Here is a 15,674-nt window from a genome sequence, read left to right as displayed (position 1 = left end):
CAATGGCGCGGGATGCCGTCGTGTCCTGCCAACTGCATGGGAAGGTTTCCATCGGAATTTTTTGGCGCCGAGCTCCGGGACGATCGCAGTTCCGATCCGCGCGATGGTCGAGTCAGGAGAAGTGAGCGCGCGTCGGCACGTCCTCGGAAAAGGCATTCTCGGCCAACGCATCATCGGCCAGGGCGTCATCGGCGGGGTCTGCCAGCGCGAGCCGCACCATCTTGGCGAGCTCCGACTTGCGATAGGGCTTGGTGAGCAGGAGCGCCGCCTGGTCGAGGCGGCCGTGCTCGACCATCGCGTTGTCGGTATAGCCGGACGTGTACAGCACCTTGGTGCCGGGCCGCTGCCGCAGCGCCTCCTCGGCGAGCTCCTTGCCGTTGACGCCGCCGGGCATGATGACGTCGGTGAACAGGAGATCGAAGCTTTGGCCGGAGTCGATCTTGGCCAGCGCCTCGACCCCGGTCGATGCGGTGATGGTCTTGTAGCCGAGGCTCTGCAACTGTGAGACGACGAAATCCTGCACCAGGGGATCGTCCTCGACGATAAAGATCGTCTCCTCGCCGCGCGGCGGCGGCGGCTCGGGCGGAGCAGGGCTCGCAGCCTGTCCCTTGGGCACGGGGATGTAGAGCCGGATCGTGGTGCCCCGTCCTTCCTCGCTGTAGATCTTGATGTGGCCGCCGGATTGCTTCACGAAGCCGTAGACCATGCTGAGGCCGAGGCCGGAGCCCTTGCCGGCTTCCTTCGTCGTGAAGAACGGTTCGAAGGCGCGGTCGCGGACCTCCGGCAACATGCCAGTGCCCGTGTCGCTGACGGCGACCATGACATAGGGCCCGGGCGTCACGCCGGCGTTGGCTGAGGCATAGGCCTCATCGAGCACCACCCGGCGCGATTCCAGCAGCAGCTTGCCGCCATTGGGCATCGCGTCGCGGGCGTTGATCGCCATGTTGACCAGCGAGTTGGCGAGCTGCGCCGAATCGATGTGCGTGATCAGCGTCTCGTCTTCGAGGATCGAGTTGATCTCGATCTGCTCGCCGAGCGTCGGACGCAGCAGCTTTGCGATGTCGAGAATCGTGCTGTTGACGTCGCTGTCGCGCGGATGCAGCGGCTGCTTGCGGGCAAAGGCGAGGAGATGCCGGATCAGCTCGGTGCAGCGGTCTGCCGCTTGTCCGATCAGCGCTGCGGTCGCCGCGGCGGCGGGGCGGTCCTTCACCTCGTCGGCCAGCGTCTCGATGGTGCCGGTAATGATCGTCAGCATGTTGTTGAAGTCGTGAGCGACGCCGCCGGTGAGCTTGCCGATCGCATCCAGCTTCTGCGCCTGCTGCAGCAGCCGCTCGGTCTCGTGCGCCGTGGTGATGTCGTGATAGACCATCGCCGCGCCGGTAATGCCGCCCGCGGCGTCGCGCAGCGGGCGGCCGGAGATCATCAGTCGCAGCGTCTCGTCCCGGTCGGGCCGGTAGACGATCAGCTCGCGGCGGTCGAAGCTCTCGCCCCGCAGGGCTCGCGGCGTCGGCAGGTCGTGGGCCGCGACAGGCGTCACGCCGTCGCTTTCGTAGACGCGCAGCCGCGCGCGGACGTCGGCCAGATTCTTTTCCGGGCTGTAGCCGAGAAGATGTTCGACCGCGGGGTTCGAGAATACCACGGTGTCCGCGGCATCGATGACGAGCACGCCCTCTGCCATGCTGTTGAACGTGTTCTGCAGGATCTCGGCGGAATGGCGCAGCTTCTCATGGGCGGCGATCAGGTCGAGATGCTGCTGCTCGGCCTTTTCCGCCAGCGAGATGGCCTCGGCTTCGGAGCGGACCAGCGACGCGCGCAGCGCACGATCGTGGAGATAGGTCCGCCGGATGAGGTAGAAGGCGATGATCAGCAGCAGCGCGAGGCCGCACAGGTCGATCGTGAGCAGCAGCGATCCGGTGCTCTTCGAGGTCATCGAACGCTGCGTCAGCAGCTCGCGCTGATCGGCAACGAAACGGTCGAGATGGGCCGTGATCTCGCTCATGGTCGCCGGGCCTTCGGCGCGGCTTCTGAGCGCTTCGAGCCCCGCACGATCGGAGGCGGCGCGCAACCGGATCAGCTCCGCGGCGAGCTCGACCCTGCGGGCAACCAGGGCTTCGGTCTCGGTCAGAAGCTTCAGCGGTTCGGGATTGTCGGCCACGGCGCGCCGCAGCTCGGCCATGGCGACCGGAATTTTCGTGCTGACATCGGCAAACTCCGTCCTGAATTGATCTTCACCGACGAGTGCGTAGCCGCGAGAGGCCGCTTCCGCTTCGCGTAGCAGCAGGCGCAGATCGGAGGTCTTCTGCAGGATGTCGAGCGATGAATTCACCCAGGCCGCGTCGTGGCGCGACTTGATGTCGAGCGCCGTGGACGCGGCGCCGATCGCCAGCAGCGTTCCAAGACCGAGCCCCAATGCGAGGCGCTGATAGGTCATCTGCGCTTCTCAATCATCGACATGTCCGCCAGCTGGGCCGGGGATCATCGCGGCCAGCCACATGCATCCGAGTTTCGATGCAGCTGCGTCCAAGCAGTGAAGATATGTCGGCAAGGCGCGCCTCCTTGTTCGAAGTTCTTGGCGCGTTCGCGGGCGGCAGGCCCAAGCCGCTCACCCGCGGCGTTTGCACTGCGCGAGTCCCGCGAAAATCCATGTGTCCATCAACTGATATCAACCAAGCCTGCGAAGCGGCCAAACGGGCAGAATCACGAGCTGAAACGATATTGGACCGGAACGGGCCGATCATCTGCACGTCGCGGGGCACATTTTGAAATATGGGCGAAAATCAGCCTGCAACGTGGCGCATTAGACACAGAACAAACAACAATACGGCACGAAAAAGGCGGCGAGGATAGCCTCGCCGCCTTCTGTTGTCGTAGCTACGATGTCAGACTCTTACGGGCATGGGTGGCGAATGCCATCATAGCCAAGATAAGTTCCCGAAGCCGGATCATACGAGCGGTACCTGCGTGCGCAGTAGCTCGGGTCGACGCCTTCGGTTCCAACGACGGCGACAGGCGCGGAGTCGTCATAGTACGAGTAGTCGGAGTAATAGTCGGGTCCGTAATAATACGGATCATTGTAGTAGGCATAGCTGCTGCCCAACCCGATTCCGACGCCAACGCCGACGCCCGGCCAGAAGCCGCCGCCGCGGTGATGCCAGCCGCCACGGTGGCCGCCATGCCAGCCGCCGCCACTCCAATTGCCGCCGCTCCAATTGCCGCGGGCGCCACCCGTGTTGACGGCGACGTTGGCGCCGGCCGCCGGACCGCGACCCGCGAGCGCTGCACCGCCAACGGCTGCGCGTCCGGCAAAGCTGCCGCCGCTCATGCCGCCGCCACCCGGGCCGGCCGCAAAGCCGCCGCGTCCGCCGCCGCCGATCGCTCCGCCGCCGCCACCACCGATAGCCGCGCCACCGCCCCCGCCGATGGCGGCACCACCACCGCCGCCCGGACCACGACCGCCGCCGCCGGGACCCTGGGCAAAGCTCGTCGTCGCTGCCGCCAGCGGCAGAATCAGCGCCACTGCCGCCGCAGTGCTCCATGTCTTCAGTCTGGTCATCGCTATCGCTCCATCAGGGGGAAAATGACCTAACCGCAGGCCGCGGATGTCGTTCCCCGCCGCGAACCGATACATCGTCGCGGGCGGAGGCGGTGCAACACTGGACAAGATGCGGGCGGGGTGGCATCAGAACCGGGACCTTCACAGAACCGGCCCGAAGCCCATGAAACAGTTCTTTCTCAAGCTCTTCACGTGGTGGAACGGCCAGACATTCGGCACCCAATTGTGGACCTGGCGCTTCGGCGAACTCGTGGGGCAGGATGCACAGGGTAACCGCTATTATCGGACCGCCGGCGGCAAGATCGATCCGGTGCTGCATTTCGAGCGGCGCTGGGTGATCTATAACGGCCTGGCCGAAGCGAGCCGTATTCCGCCCGAATGGCACGGCTGGATGCATCACATGGTCGACGTGCCGCCGACTCAGGACGGCTACAAGCCGCGCGAGTGGGAAAAGCCGCATCAGCCGAACCTGACGGGGACCGCGCTGGCGTATCGCCCGGCCGGCTCGACCTTGGGCAGCGGTCGCAGGCCAAAGGCCACCGGTGATTATCAGCCCTGGACTCCTGGCGGCTGATTCGATTTCGCGCGAGATGACCCGATCGGAAGAGGCCGCCCGAGCTCCGGGCGGCCGCTTTGCTTTCGGGAGCCTGGCAAGCCTGCGCTACGACGGGTTGGTCCGGAGGGCGGCCGCCGCATGCTCCGCCGCCTCGATTCGCCGCTTCCGGAACGGCGCGATCCGCTCCAGCATGCGTGACACCACCTCCGGCGGCGCCGTGTCAGGGGAACCAGCGTTGAAAGGGGGCGCCGGATTGTATTCGAGCCTGAGCTGGATGGCCTCCGCCGTCTGACGATCGACCAGCTGCGCCACCAGGGTCAGCGCGAAGTCGATGCCGGCCGTGACACCGCCGCCGGTGATCCGGTTACGGTCGATGCAGACGCGCTCTGTGCTGACGGTGGCGCCGAACAGCGGCAGGCACTCGCGCGCGCTCCAATGGGTCGCGGCGCGATAGCCATCCAGCAGGCCGGCGGCGCCGAGCGCCAGCGAGCCCGTGCACACCGAGGTGACGTATCTGGCCCCTTCGGCCTGGCGGCGGATGAAGCCGATGACTTCGGCGTCGCCGAGGATGGCGTCGACGCCGAAGCCGCCGGGAATGCAGATCACGTCCGCCTGCGGACAGACGGCAAAGGTCGTCGTCGGCAGGAGTGTGAGAACTGAGTCGGTCGGGATCGGCTCGATCTTCTTCCAGACCAGGTGCAGCGTCGCACCGGGCACGCTCGAGAACACCTGTACCGGTCCGGTGAGATCGAGCTGGGTCACCTGGGGAAACAGAACGAGAGCGATCGAAATCGGTTGGGGCATGGCGGTGCTCGCAGGACTGGTGCTTGACGGCAGTCATTCTGCATGGTCCGCTGGATGGCTCATATGCCGAAGTTCCCTCGTTTTCGGACGGACGTGGGAACCCATATTTAGCGTCTCAGACTTGGGATCACCGACTTGGGATGACTGACTTGGGATCACGGAGCCATCCACTATGATTGGCGTGCTCATCTATCCCGATTTTCAGTTGCTCGACGCTGCCGGACCGATCTCGGTGTTCGAGATCGCTTCGCGCTATGCGCGCGCTGTGCCATCGATCAGGGTCGTCGCCGCCACGCCCGGACCCGTACGGTCGTCGTCGGGGGCCGAGATGCTGGCGCGCAAATTCGGTCCGGTGTCGGCGCTGACCACGCTGCTGATCGCCGGCGGCGAGGGTGTGGAAGCCGCGAGCCGCAACACATGCACGCTGAATTTCGTTCGCAAGGTCGCGCAGCGCGGCACCAGGCTTGCCAGCATCTGTTCCGGTGCCTTCGTGCTGGCCGAAGCGGGCCTGCTGGACGGGCGGCGCGCGACCACACATTGGCAGCGCACGCGGCAATTCCTGCGCGCCTACCCCCAGGTGAAGCTCGAGCCTGACAGCATCTATGTCCGCGACGGCAACGTCTGGAGCTCGGCCGGCATCACTGCCGGCATCGACCTCGCACTCGCCATGGTCGCCGACGATCACGGCGAGGAGATCGCGCAGAAGACCGCACGTCAGCTCGTGCTGTACCATCGCCGCAGCGGCGGGCAGTCGCAGTTCTCCTCGCTGCTGGAGCTGAAGGCGCCGAGCGGCCGCTTCGCCGAACTCCTGACCTGGGCGCGCGAGCATCTCGATGCGCCGCTGACGGTCGACGACCTTGCCGAGCGTGCCGGCATGAGCACGCGGCATTTCACCCGCGCCTTCGTGGCCGAGACCGGCACGACGCCGTCAAAGGCGATCGAGCGTCTCAGGCTGGAGGTTGCGCGCGATCGCGTGCAGGCTTCGCATCAGCCGATCGAGCTGGTGGCCGAGGCGACCGGCTTTCGCGATCCTGAGCGGATGCGTCGCGCCTTCATTCGCGCCTTCGGCCAGCCGCCGCAGGCCCTGCGGCGCGCGGCACGTCTCACCGGCTGACCTGCATCAGTGGATTGGAGGCGCGAGCCTCGATCGTCGATGGCAATTGAAACAATTTAAAGTTGTATCTCGTGCGCAGAGCGCGCATACTGAATATATTGCCATTGTTCATGGAGGATACGATGCGCGTATTTCTGTCCCTGATTTTGTTTGCTGCTGCCGCGCTCGGCAGTGTCGACAGCGCTTTTGCCGCAAAAGCCGAAGTCACCGGAATGTGCGTCTGCAAGAAAGGCGGCAGCACGATCGAGACCTATAGCGAGACGATCTGCGTGAAGAACGATCATGCGGGCTGCACATCCGCGAAGGTCGCCTGCGTGAATGCCTATGCCGCCACCTGCCAGGGCAAGGGCGGCACGATTTCACAGTCGACCAACAAGTGCAGTGTCGGCGCCAAATGCTGAACAGCTGATCAGCTAGACGTTTCCGAACATCTGTGACACGCAGACCCGCGCGGCGGACATCGGTGCATGTCCGCCCGCGTGTTGGCATCGGCAGGTGTGAGACCTATAGTCCGCCCCGCGAAACCGAGGGGTAGACGAGGCGCGATGCGTGTCACCATCATCACCGGCAGCGGAGCCGGCATCGGCGCGGCCGTGGCGCGCCGCCTCTCCGCGCCGGGACAGGCCGTGATGCTGCACGGGCAGGGGGCCGACGAAGCGGGTCTGGCGCGTCTGCGGGAGGTCGCCGCGGCGTGCCGCGAGGCCGGCGCCGAAGCCGCGTTTCATTGCGGTGACCTGGCAAGGCCGGGTGTGGGCGCCGAACTGGTGGCGGCGGCCCGCACGCGGTTCGGCCGGATCGACGCGGTGGTGCATGCCGCCGGCTTTGCCGACCGCCGCAGCTTTCGCGATCTGCCGCGCGACGGGCTCGACCGCTCGCTCGCCGTGATGCCGGCGGCCTTTCATGAGCTCGCCAGCGCCGCACTCCCCGACCTCATGCGAAGCGCGGATGCGCGCGTCGTCGCGATCTCCAGCTTCGTCGCGCATCGCTTCGTGCCGGGCGGCACCTTTCCCGCCTCGGCCGCCGCCAAGGCGGCGCTGGAGGCGCTGGTGAAATGCCTCGCCATCGAGCTGGCTGCGTGCGGCGGCACGGCGAATGTCGTCGTGCCCGGCTACACGCGCAAGGATGCGGGGCGGCTCGGCTCGCTCGACCCGGCCGCGTGGCAGACGGCGGCGGCGGCCAATCCGCAACAGCGCCTCGCCGAGCCCGATGACATCGCCGCGGCCGTGACCTTCCTGCTGGCGAAAGACGCCGGCCACGTCACCGGCGCGGTGCTGCCGGTCGATGGCGGCCTGACCCTGATGTAAGCAGCAGATGGATCGAGTGACGATGGAGAGCGTGCAGCAGACAGCCGACGTGGTCGTGCTGGGAGCGGGGATCGTCGGCGTCTCCTCCGCCTACGCCATTCGGGAGCGCGGGCTCTCGGTGATGCAGGTCGACCGCAAGGCGCCGGGCGAGGAGACATCGTACGGCAATGCCGGCATTCTGTCCTCCGGCTCGATCCTGCCGCTCAATAAACCCTCGCTGTTCTCAGCGCTGCCGTCCTATCTCGGCAACCGGAGTGCAGCCCTGCGCTGGGATCCGGCATGGACTCTACGTAACGTCGAATGGGTGCTGCGCTTCCTCGCCAATGCCGTGGAGTCCCGCGTCAGGCCGCGTGCCACCGCCCTGCATGGCCTGATTGGCGCGTCGCTGAAGCTGCATCGCGACTGGATCGTCAGGTCGGGCGAGCCGCAGCGCATCCGCGAGACCGGCTGGCTCAAGGCCTGGCGCAGCGACGCCGTCGGAGCGGCCAAGGCGGAGCAGGCTTTCCTGGCCGAATACGGCATCGAGAGCGAGCTGCTCGACCGCCAGGGCATTTCCGCGCTCGAGCCGAACATGCTGCCGGTCTACAAGGTCGGCCTGCTGCACAGCCAGACGGCGTCGGTCGACTCGCCCGGCAACGTGACCAAGGCCTATGCGCGGATGTTCGAGGGCGCGGGCGGTGTGCTGCGGCAGTCCGAGATCAGGGCCCTGCTGTCGGACGGCGACGGCTGGCGAATCGTGCTCGGCGACGGCGAGATCCGCGCCCGCCATGTCGTGGTTGCGCTCGGCCCGTGGTCGCCGGACATTCTCAGGTCGCTGGGCTACCGGGTGCCGATGGCGTTCGAGCGCGGCTATCACCAGGAGTTCACGCCCAATCCAGCGCGCATGCTGCACCGTCCGATCCACGACGCCGAGGGCAGCTTCCTGATGACACCGATGGAGAACGGCGTGCGGGTCACGAGCGGCGTCGAGCTGACCGATCGCGATGCACGCTCGAATTTCGCCCAGCTCGAGCAGGTGGTGCCGCTGGCGCGCGGCGTGGTCGAGTTCGGCGAGGCCGTGGCGCAGCCCTGGCGCGGGTCGCGGCCGACCTTGCCGGATTCGCTGCCGATGATCGGGCCGGCGCCGCGGCATTCCGGCCTGTGGCTTGCATTCGGCAACCAGCATATCGGCTTCACCACGGGGCCGGCCACGGGCGCGGCGATCGCCGCGATGATCGCGGGCGAGGCGCCGCCGTTCGACGCCTCCGCCTTTGCTCCGAGCCGGTATCTGTGAGGGGCCGCGACCGCGTCACGCCGGAGCTGCGATGAACTACACCTGGGATTTCGCCATCCTCGCCAAGTACAGCCATCTGTTCTGGGTGGGGCTCGGCTGGACCATGGCCTACACGCTCGGCACCATCCTGCTCGGCTCGGTGATCGGGCTCGTCGTCGGCATCGTCAGGCTGCGCCGCCCGGTCGTCATCGACTGGCTGCTGATCGGCTATATCGAGCTGTTCCGCTGCACCCCGCTGCTGGTGCAGATCATCTGGTTCTACTACGCCTTCCCGGTCGTGATCGGCGTCAACATTCCGGCGCATGTCGCCGCGGTCACCGTGCTGTCGCTCTATGCCGGGGCGTTCTATGCCGAGATCGTGCGCGGCAGCATCGAGAGCGTGCCGCGCGGGCAGTGGGATGCGGCGCGCGCGCTCGGTCTGCGTCCGTGGCGGATGATGCGGCTCGTGATCCTGCCGCAGGCCTTGAAGCCGATGCTCGCGCCCTACGTCAACCAGTCGGTGACGCAGTTGAAGAACACCTCGCTGGTGTCGGTGATCGCGGTGCCGGATCTCGTCTACAACGCGACCTTGATCAATGCCGACACCTACCGGCCGCTCGAGGTCTACACCATCATCGCGCTGATCTATTTCGCGATCCTGTTTCCGGCCACGCTCTTGGGCCGCCGTTTCGAGCGCGGCATGACGTACGACAAGGCGTGAGAGGCTCGGCGTAGCAACATCCTCGCCGTCATTGCGAGCGCAGCGGCTTGTCCGCCATAGCCTGAAAGGCGACGGCGGAAGCAATCCAGGGCGGCACGTATATATAGCCCTGGATTGCGTCGTCGCTGCGCTCCTCGCAATGACGGCGGAGAGAGCGCCGCTTCGCTTAGATATTCACCTCGACCGGCACGTCGTCGGCCTTGACGCCGGCCAGCCCCAGGCCCTTGACGAACCATTCGCGCATCTGGCCGATGCCGCGGTTGTAGTCGATCCACACCGCGAGGAAGTCGCGCCAGCGCTTGTCGGCCTCGCGGCGCACGCCCATGCTGGAGGGGATCGCGACCGACGGCGACTGCAGGATCTTGTAGGTGCCGAGGTTGGGGTTCTTGGCGATCGCGGTGAGGCCGAGGATCAGTGCGTTGACGACGACGTCGACGCGGCCCGATGCCATCTCCAGCATCACCTCGTCGCGCGACTTCAGCGACTTGATGGTCGCGTTCGGCGCAAAGCGCCGGGCCACCGCCTCGTTGGCCGAGCCGACGTCGACGGCGATCTTCACTTCCGGCTTGTTGATGTCGGCCCAGGTCTTGGCCTCCATGCCCTTCTTCAGCATCGCGCCGAACGGATGCGGAAACACCGTGCCGCAGAAGTCGATGACCAGCGCGCGCTGCGGCGTCGGGTTGAGCGCGAAGCCGAGATCGATCTTGCCGGCCTGCAAATCGAGCACCGAATTGCCGTAGGTCGACTCGACATATTCGAGCTTCACGTCGAGCAGCTTGGCGATGTCGTTGGCCATCTCGATCGAGAAGCCCGACCACGTGCCGGAGGCGAGATCCTTGTTGAAATAGGGCAGCTCGCCCGGCAGCACGGCGATGCGCAGCACCTTGTTGGCGCGGACGCGGTCGAGCGTGTTGTCGGCGGCCGCCTGCGCCGAAGCCGGCGTCGTCGTCATGGCGGACGCGAGCGCGGCACCGGAGCCGATCGCGAGCGCGTAGCGCAGCGCCTCGCGGCGGTCTTCGGAAATTGTCTGATCGTCTGATGGGGTCACATCATCCTCCTGCACCAACAGGCGCGGAGCGTAGCGCCGGCCATGCACGCCAGCAACAACGATGTCGGCCTTGATAGTAAGCGGCTGGCCGTCGTCATGCCGGCTCGGCCAAACGCCGCTGCCTCATTCCGATGCAGGACTGATCAAGCCGTGATCGGTCCCGCCAGATGGAAGCGGCCTCGGGCGCAGGCGCTCGGCGACCGGCCGCAGTAATTGTGGGGCCAGGTGAATCGGGAACTGGCTCATCGCGAAATACAGCCAGGTCGTGCCGGGGATCGCGCCCTCGGTCGCCGCGAGCATCAGCCCCATGTTGCGCAGCGACACCATCATGCCCAGCGCCATCGCGCGTTCGCGCCCCGCGATGCGAAACAGCAGCATCGTGGTACCGAGCAGCAGGAAGAACATCGCGAAGGCAAGCAGCGCCAGTCCCAGCATGCGGAACGGGCTCGCGGCCAGGTCGGCCAGGAAATGGGCCATGATGGCGGAGGCGAACACGAACAGGATGAGGATGTTGAATCCGTCGATCGGCGCGCGGTGGCGGCGGATCGCGTCGCTCCCGACGGCAAGGCGGATCGCGGCGGCTGCAGCCAGCGCGCCCGCAAGGATGGCGGCGAGCTTCAGCCCGAGCGCGGCCGGAGACAGTGACAACGTCTCGCCCAGGAACACATAGGCGAACAGCGGCGCCGTCAGCGGCACCAGCGCGGTCGAGGTCACCAGCGTGATGAGAACGAGCGTCGCGTCGAGCCCCATCAGCGCGGCGAGCGCGGGCGAGGCCATCATCGGCGAGGCCGTCGCCTGCAGCATCAGCGCGAGATGGAGGTCGGGCGCGGCGGCATCGACGCCCGTGACGCGCGCGATCGCGCCGACCAGCGCCGGCACGGCGACCGTGGTCCAGGCCGTCGCGGCCACCACCAGCAGAGGCCGGCGCAGATGCGCGCGCAGCATCGCGACGTCGACGCGCATGAACGAGATGCAGAGCAGCAGGAAGATCGCATGCGTGACGTAGGGGCGCGTGAGCTCGCCGAGCGGCGGCACTGCGATTGCCACGATCAGCACCGCGACGATGGCGCGGGTGCCCTGATTGCCGAGCCAGCTCAGGGCCTGCAGAGGAAAAGCGAGAGGCCCGAGAGACGGCATCTTCATTCCGAACGATGGGAATCAATGAACGCGCGAACCATGCGTTGGCCGCGCGTTCATGCAAAGTCACATCTGGTTACGGACGATGTCGGCGCCCGCGCGTCATTGCGCGCTGGAGCCGCCGACCACGATCTTCTCGTTGAGCTTGAAGTCGACCGTCTGCACTGTCTGATCGATCTCGGGGTTGGGCATGCCGAGCTGCTGCGAGATCAGCTTCACCAGAAGGTCGACGCGCTCGATGAAGGGCGCGCCGGCGGCGACGGCGCGCGCGGCCGACGACGGCTTGAGCAGGCTCTCGGCCGCCTTGGCGTATTTCTCGAACGGCACCTGGTCGCTTGGATCGGCGCCGAGCTTGCGCGCGATGGCGTCGACGTGCTCGTAGATCGATTTCGACTGGGCGAGGTTGCCGTGCACGGCGTCGCGGATCGCCTGCGGCTCGCCGCGGGTGATGCAGCGGTAGTTGCCGGTCAGCAGCATCGACCACTTCGCCAGCGGCACGAACAGCGAGTCGAACACCTTCAGCTTCACGGGCACGTCCTGGCCGTCGAGCCTGACCGCGTCGATGTCGCGCTCGAGCTCGCGCAGCAGCGCGTTGTGCGTTTCGTCCTCGAACGCAGCGGCCTTGAAGTTGGTCGGCAGGCCGACATGCAGCACGTTGGCACCTTCCTCCGGCGGACGGAAGGCCTGCGGATCCGGCGAGCACAGCGTCACCAGTCCGGGCGTGAATCGTTCCCAGACCGCGGGATTGGTGTAGGCCTCGTCGAGATCGACATTGGCGAGCGCCGGGATGCGCTTGAGATAGGGCAGCGGCGGCATGTTCATGATCGAGAGGCACGGCAGCCTGGCCTCGGCGATCTTCACCATAAGCACGCGGATGGTGTGGTTGGTGTATTGCGGCTCCTGCATCGCCAGGCCGACCAGGTCGTAGCGCGACAGGTCGACACTGTCCGGCGTGGCGGCGTCGAGCTTGCCCGGTAGGTCGCGCGAGAAGATCGAGCGGTGCGTCGGCTCGTCGCGCAGCTTGATGCGGACTTCGGTGCCGTCGCGGTTGATCAGCTCCGCCGTTTTCTTGCGGCAGACCAGCGTCACGTTGTGACCGGCCATCAGCAGCTTGGTGCCGAGGAGGGAGCCGTAGGAGGCCCCGAGAATCAGGATGTTGCGTGCCATGCCTTGGTCGTCCCCAGAGATCGGTTCGAGATTTCGCGTTCGCGTTTCTTATTGGTGATCCAGCCGGACCGAAGAGTCCGTCAGGCGCCCCGCAGGGGCGGACGGAGGCGGTAACCCATTGCCTCGGTTGCTGGCATACCAGAGCTTTCATCCCATGGAATGCGCCGTCTGGCAAGGTGCAGCGCACCCATGCGGCACCCGGCGCGTGTCGCGGCCGAGCCGGCCAGGTGCGATCGACCTTGCGCTTGGAAATCCGGCGGCTCAGCTCAGCGCCATATAGCGCCCGGGCTTGTGGTTGATCGCGATGATGACGTTGACGATCACGATGCCCAGGATCGACAGCGCCAGACGGTTGACCGGGATGACGAAGAACGCGGCGATCATGATGAGGAAGTCGACGGCGAGCTGGAAATAGCCGGCGCGGATCTTCCAGTGCTCCTGCAGATACAGCGCCAGGATGTTGATCCCGCCGAGCCCGGTGCGATGCCGGAACAGCATCAGCAGACCGGTCCCGGTCAGGCCGGCGCCGATCACCGTGGCATAGATCGGATCGATATGGCTGATGTCGATCCATGACGTCGTCAGCCGTGAGAACAGCGCGACGAGCCCGACCGCGACGAAGGTCCGGATCGTGAATGGCCAGCCCATGCGCCGGACGGCCAACGCATAGAACGGCAGATTGATCAGGAAGAAGCTGACGCCGAAGCCATAGCCGCTGATGTAGCTCAACAGCAGCGACAGGCCGGCGGTGCTGCCGACCAGCAGCACCGTCTTGCTGTAGATGAGCATGCCGAGCGACACGAACAGCGTGCCCAGCGTCAGCGCCATCGCGTCCTCGTAGAGCTTGTGCCGCTCCTGAGCGACGATCTCGGTCACGGCCTTGGTCCTTGCAGGCGATGGCTCAAAGCGACTTGAACAGGCCGGCGACGCGCGAGACGTCGGCGAGCTTCAGGCCTGCGATGTTGATGCGGCCCGAGGTCGGCATGTACACGCCGTGCTTTTCGCGCAAGGCCATGACCTCGGCCGGCGTCACCGGCAGCAGCGAGAACATGCCTTCCTGGACGCCGATCGCGATCGTGTTGGACCAGCGCCCGCCGAGCGCCTCGGCAAAGCCGCGCCGCAGGCTCGCCAGGCGGAGCCGCATCGACTCGAGCTCCTCGCTCCAGTCGCGTCGCAGATCGGAGCTGTCGAGAATGGTCTTCACGATCGCCGAACCATGGTCCGGCGGCATCGAGTAGCTGGTGCGCGCGATCGCGACGAGATTGGAGCGCGCGGTGTCGGCGGCTGCCTGCGACGTCGCGACGGCATAGAGCGCGCCGGTGCGCTCACGATAGAGCCCGAAGGACTTCGAGCACGACACGGCCACGAGCGCCTCGGGGACGGCCGCGATCATCGTCCGCAGGCCGGCGGCGTCACCTTCGAGCCCGGCGCCGAATCCCTGGTAGGCGGAATCGATCAGCGGCACGAGCCCGCGCGCGGCGATCACGGCGGTGATGCGCGCCCAATCCTCCGCGCGCAGCGGGGCACCGGTGGGATTGTGGCAGGAGGCGTGGATCAGGACGGCGTCGCCGGGCGCGGCGCGCTGCAGTGCCTCCAGCATGCGGTCGAGCTGCAGCGTCTGCGAGGGCACGTCGAAGTAGGGATAGGTCTCGATCTCGAGCCCGGCCGCGGCGAAGATGCCGGCATGGTTGGGCCAGCTCGGCAGGCCGAGCCAGATCTTGCCGGTGCCGGCCTGGCGAACCAGATCGGCTGCGAGGCGCAAGGCGCCGGAGCCGCCCGGCGTCTGCACGCCGGCGGCGTGGACCGGCAAGGCCGTGCCGCCGACCATCGACCACAGCAGGTCGAGGAATGCCTGGTCGCCTTCCGGCGCCACATAGCTCTTGCTGTCCTGGCTCTCCCAGATGATGCGCTCGGCAGCTTTCACAGCGCGGAAGATCGGCGAATGGCCGGCCTCGTCACGATACACGCCGACGCCCAGATCGACCTTGTCCGCTCTCGGATCAGCCTTGAAGATGCCGATCAGAGCGAGCAGGGGGTCATCGGGTTGGTGGGTCAAGCGGTCGAACATCGGGGCGATCCTATTGGAGGATGGTCTCGCCAGACGGCCATGGGCCGTCCTTGCGGGCGACGGGACACTATCTTGGTTGCAGCGCAAAAACAGCGGACATTTCGGCGATGCTCCGCTTCGTCAGCTGCATGGGCGGCCGTTGCGCCCTCAGAACTGGCCCTGGCCTACCTGAGCGACAAGCGTCAGCGACTGCCGTCTGAGCCAGAACGAGGCTCGGGAGACGGCTGTGGGGACTCGTTGCGGATCCTGCTCGCGCGCTTGGCGGCAAGCTGGGAGCGAACCCTGCCATCGACTTTGCGTCCGGTCGCACGCTGCCATGTCCGAAGCTCGGCGGCGGTCAGGATCACCTTCACGACACGCTGGTCTGGACGATCGCCGATCGTGTCGATGACCTCCTGAACGCTGGGCAGCCATTCTTCGTAGGTATCGTGCAGATCTGGGCAGATACGCCTGATATCATCCCACTCCTCGGGCTTGAACCAAGCCAGCGCAATCTCCAGAGTTGGCTCCATGTTCATCCTGCTCACCTGTCCGCTCCGAATGATATCTCAAACTCGCGGAGTCCCGAAGCTCTGACGTCTTTCGGCGAGTCAGATGCGCGGTTTGGGCGCGGGCACCCGGTCGGAGTCGCCTGAGTTCGGTTCGCCCTTGGGTTCGATCAGGAGCACCTTGACCTCTTTGGCCGCGCGCGGCCGATGGACGACGCCTCTGGGAACAACGAACAACTCGCCGGCCTTCACCGTTCGCGAGGGCTGACCTTCGATATCCATTTCCATCTCGCCTTCCAGGACGAGGAAGAAGTCATCCGTCGTGTCATGCTTGTGGAACGGGAATTCTCCCATGAACTTCACGACCATCACGTCATTGTCGTTGTAGTCCGCGACCACGTGCGGGTCCCAATGGCCTGAGAATTGGCTCAGCTTGTCGGCGAGGTTCACGGTCTTCATGCG

At 66.2% G+C, this 15,674-nt stretch carries 16 protein-coding genes; 6 read left to right on the top strand and 10 right to left on the bottom strand.

The window, feature by feature from the left end:
* Positions 1-112 precede the first annotated feature (112 nt).
* On the bottom strand, positions 113-2,431 hold the full coding sequence (locus tag QX010_RS17370) for a CHASE3 domain-containing protein (RefSeq protein WP_316180794.1): 2,319 nt from the start codon (positions 2,429-2,431) through the stop codon (positions 113-115).
* 456 nt (positions 2,432-2,887) lie between these two features.
* Positions 2,888-3,553 (bottom strand): BA14K family protein, encoded by a 666-nt coding sequence (locus tag QX010_RS17365; RefSeq protein ID WP_316180792.1) that lies wholly within the window; start codon positions 3,551-3,553, stop codon positions 2,888-2,890.
* A gap of 163 nt (positions 3,554-3,716) precedes the next feature.
* On the opposite strand from QX010_RS17365, the gene QX010_RS17360 reads away from it, so the two are divergent.
* Complete coding sequence (locus tag QX010_RS17360; protein WP_315800436.1) at positions 3,717-4,127, top strand: NADH:ubiquinone oxidoreductase subunit NDUFA12; 411 nt, start codon at positions 3,717-3,719, stop codon at positions 4,125-4,127.
* Between the two features lie 87 nt (positions 4,128-4,214).
* Here QX010_RS17360 and QX010_RS17355 read toward each other — a convergent pair whose 3' ends face one another.
* Positions 4,215-4,913, bottom strand: coding sequence for a DJ-1/PfpI family protein (locus QX010_RS17355; RefSeq protein WP_316180791.1), 699 nt, complete (start codon positions 4,911-4,913; stop codon positions 4,215-4,217).
* A 172-nt stretch (positions 4,914-5,085) separates the two neighbouring features.
* Between QX010_RS17355 and QX010_RS17350 the strand changes: the two genes are divergently transcribed.
* From QX010_RS17350 to QX010_RS17330, 5 genes are all read left to right on the top strand, one after another.
* Entirely contained in the window at positions 5,086-6,027 is a 942-nt protein-coding gene (locus QX010_RS17350; protein WP_316180789.1) for a GlxA family transcriptional regulator, read from the top strand.
* Between the two features lie 110 nt (positions 6,028-6,137).
* A complete protein-coding gene (locus tag QX010_RS17345; RefSeq protein WP_316180788.1) occupies positions 6,138-6,428 on the top strand; it encodes a hypothetical protein in 291 nt (96 codons plus the stop codon).
* Positions 6,429-6,572: 144 nt separating this feature from the next.
* On the top strand, positions 6,573-7,331 hold the full coding sequence (locus QX010_RS17340; protein WP_316180786.1) for an SDR family NAD(P)-dependent oxidoreductase: 759 nt from the start codon (positions 6,573-6,575) through the stop codon (positions 7,329-7,331).
* Between the two features lie 22 nt (positions 7,332-7,353).
* Positions 7,354-8,604, top strand: coding sequence for an FAD-dependent oxidoreductase (locus tag QX010_RS17335; RefSeq protein WP_316181017.1), 1,251 nt, complete (start codon positions 7,354-7,356; stop codon positions 8,602-8,604).
* Positions 8,605-8,635: 31 nt separating this feature from the next.
* On the top strand, positions 8,636-9,304 hold the full coding sequence (locus tag QX010_RS17330; protein ID WP_315780581.1) for an amino acid ABC transporter permease: 669 nt from the start codon (positions 8,636-8,638) through the stop codon (positions 9,302-9,304).
* Positions 9,305-9,470: 166 nt separating this feature from the next.
* Here the strand turns inward: QX010_RS17330 and QX010_RS17325 are convergent, their stop codons facing one another.
* The 7 genes from QX010_RS17325 to QX010_RS17295 form a co-directional block, all read right to left on the bottom strand.
* Positions 9,471-10,352, bottom strand: a complete 882-nt coding sequence (locus tag QX010_RS17325; protein ID WP_316180784.1) for a transporter substrate-binding domain-containing protein — start codon at positions 10,350-10,352, stop codon at positions 9,471-9,473.
* A 123-nt stretch (positions 10,353-10,475) separates the two neighbouring features.
* The gene (locus QX010_RS17320; RefSeq protein ID WP_316180783.1) at positions 10,476-11,489 is read right to left on the bottom strand and encodes a Na+-dependent transporter; all 1,014 of its coding nucleotides are present in this window, start codon (positions 11,487-11,489) and stop codon (positions 10,476-10,478) included.
* 102 nt (positions 11,490-11,591) lie between these two features.
* Positions 11,592-12,656, bottom strand: a complete 1,065-nt coding sequence (locus QX010_RS17315; protein ID WP_315800176.1) for a ketopantoate reductase family protein — start codon at positions 12,654-12,656, stop codon at positions 11,592-11,594.
* A gap of 261 nt (positions 12,657-12,917) precedes the next feature.
* A complete protein-coding gene (locus tag QX010_RS17310; RefSeq protein ID WP_315712219.1) occupies positions 12,918-13,532 on the bottom strand; it encodes a YitT family protein in 615 nt (204 codons plus the stop codon).
* A 25-nt stretch (positions 13,533-13,557) separates the two neighbouring features.
* On the bottom strand, positions 13,558-14,724 hold the full coding sequence (locus tag QX010_RS17305) for an amino acid aminotransferase (RefSeq protein WP_316180780.1): 1,167 nt from the start codon (positions 14,722-14,724) through the stop codon (positions 13,558-13,560).
* A gap of 182 nt (positions 14,725-14,906) precedes the next feature.
* Positions 14,907-15,242 carry a hypothetical protein gene (locus QX010_RS17300; protein WP_316180778.1) on the bottom strand — a complete coding sequence of 112 codons (336 nt, stop codon included), beginning with the start codon at positions 15,240-15,242 and terminating at the stop codon, positions 14,907-14,909.
* Positions 15,243-15,314: 72 nt separating this feature from the next.
* The gene (locus QX010_RS17295) at positions 15,315-15,671 is read right to left on the bottom strand and encodes a cupin domain-containing protein (protein WP_315800172.1); all 357 of its coding nucleotides are present in this window, start codon (positions 15,669-15,671) and stop codon (positions 15,315-15,317) included.
* Positions 15,672-15,674: the final 3 nt, after the last annotated feature.

The sequence above is a fragment of the Bradyrhizobium sp. SZCCHNRI1009 genome (genome assembly GCF_032487575.1).
GTDB lineage: Bacteria > Pseudomonadota > Alphaproteobacteria > Rhizobiales > Xanthobacteraceae > Bradyrhizobium.
Note: the sequence above shows the minus strand (reverse complement) of the source record. Positions and strands in the feature narration are given on the sequence as shown.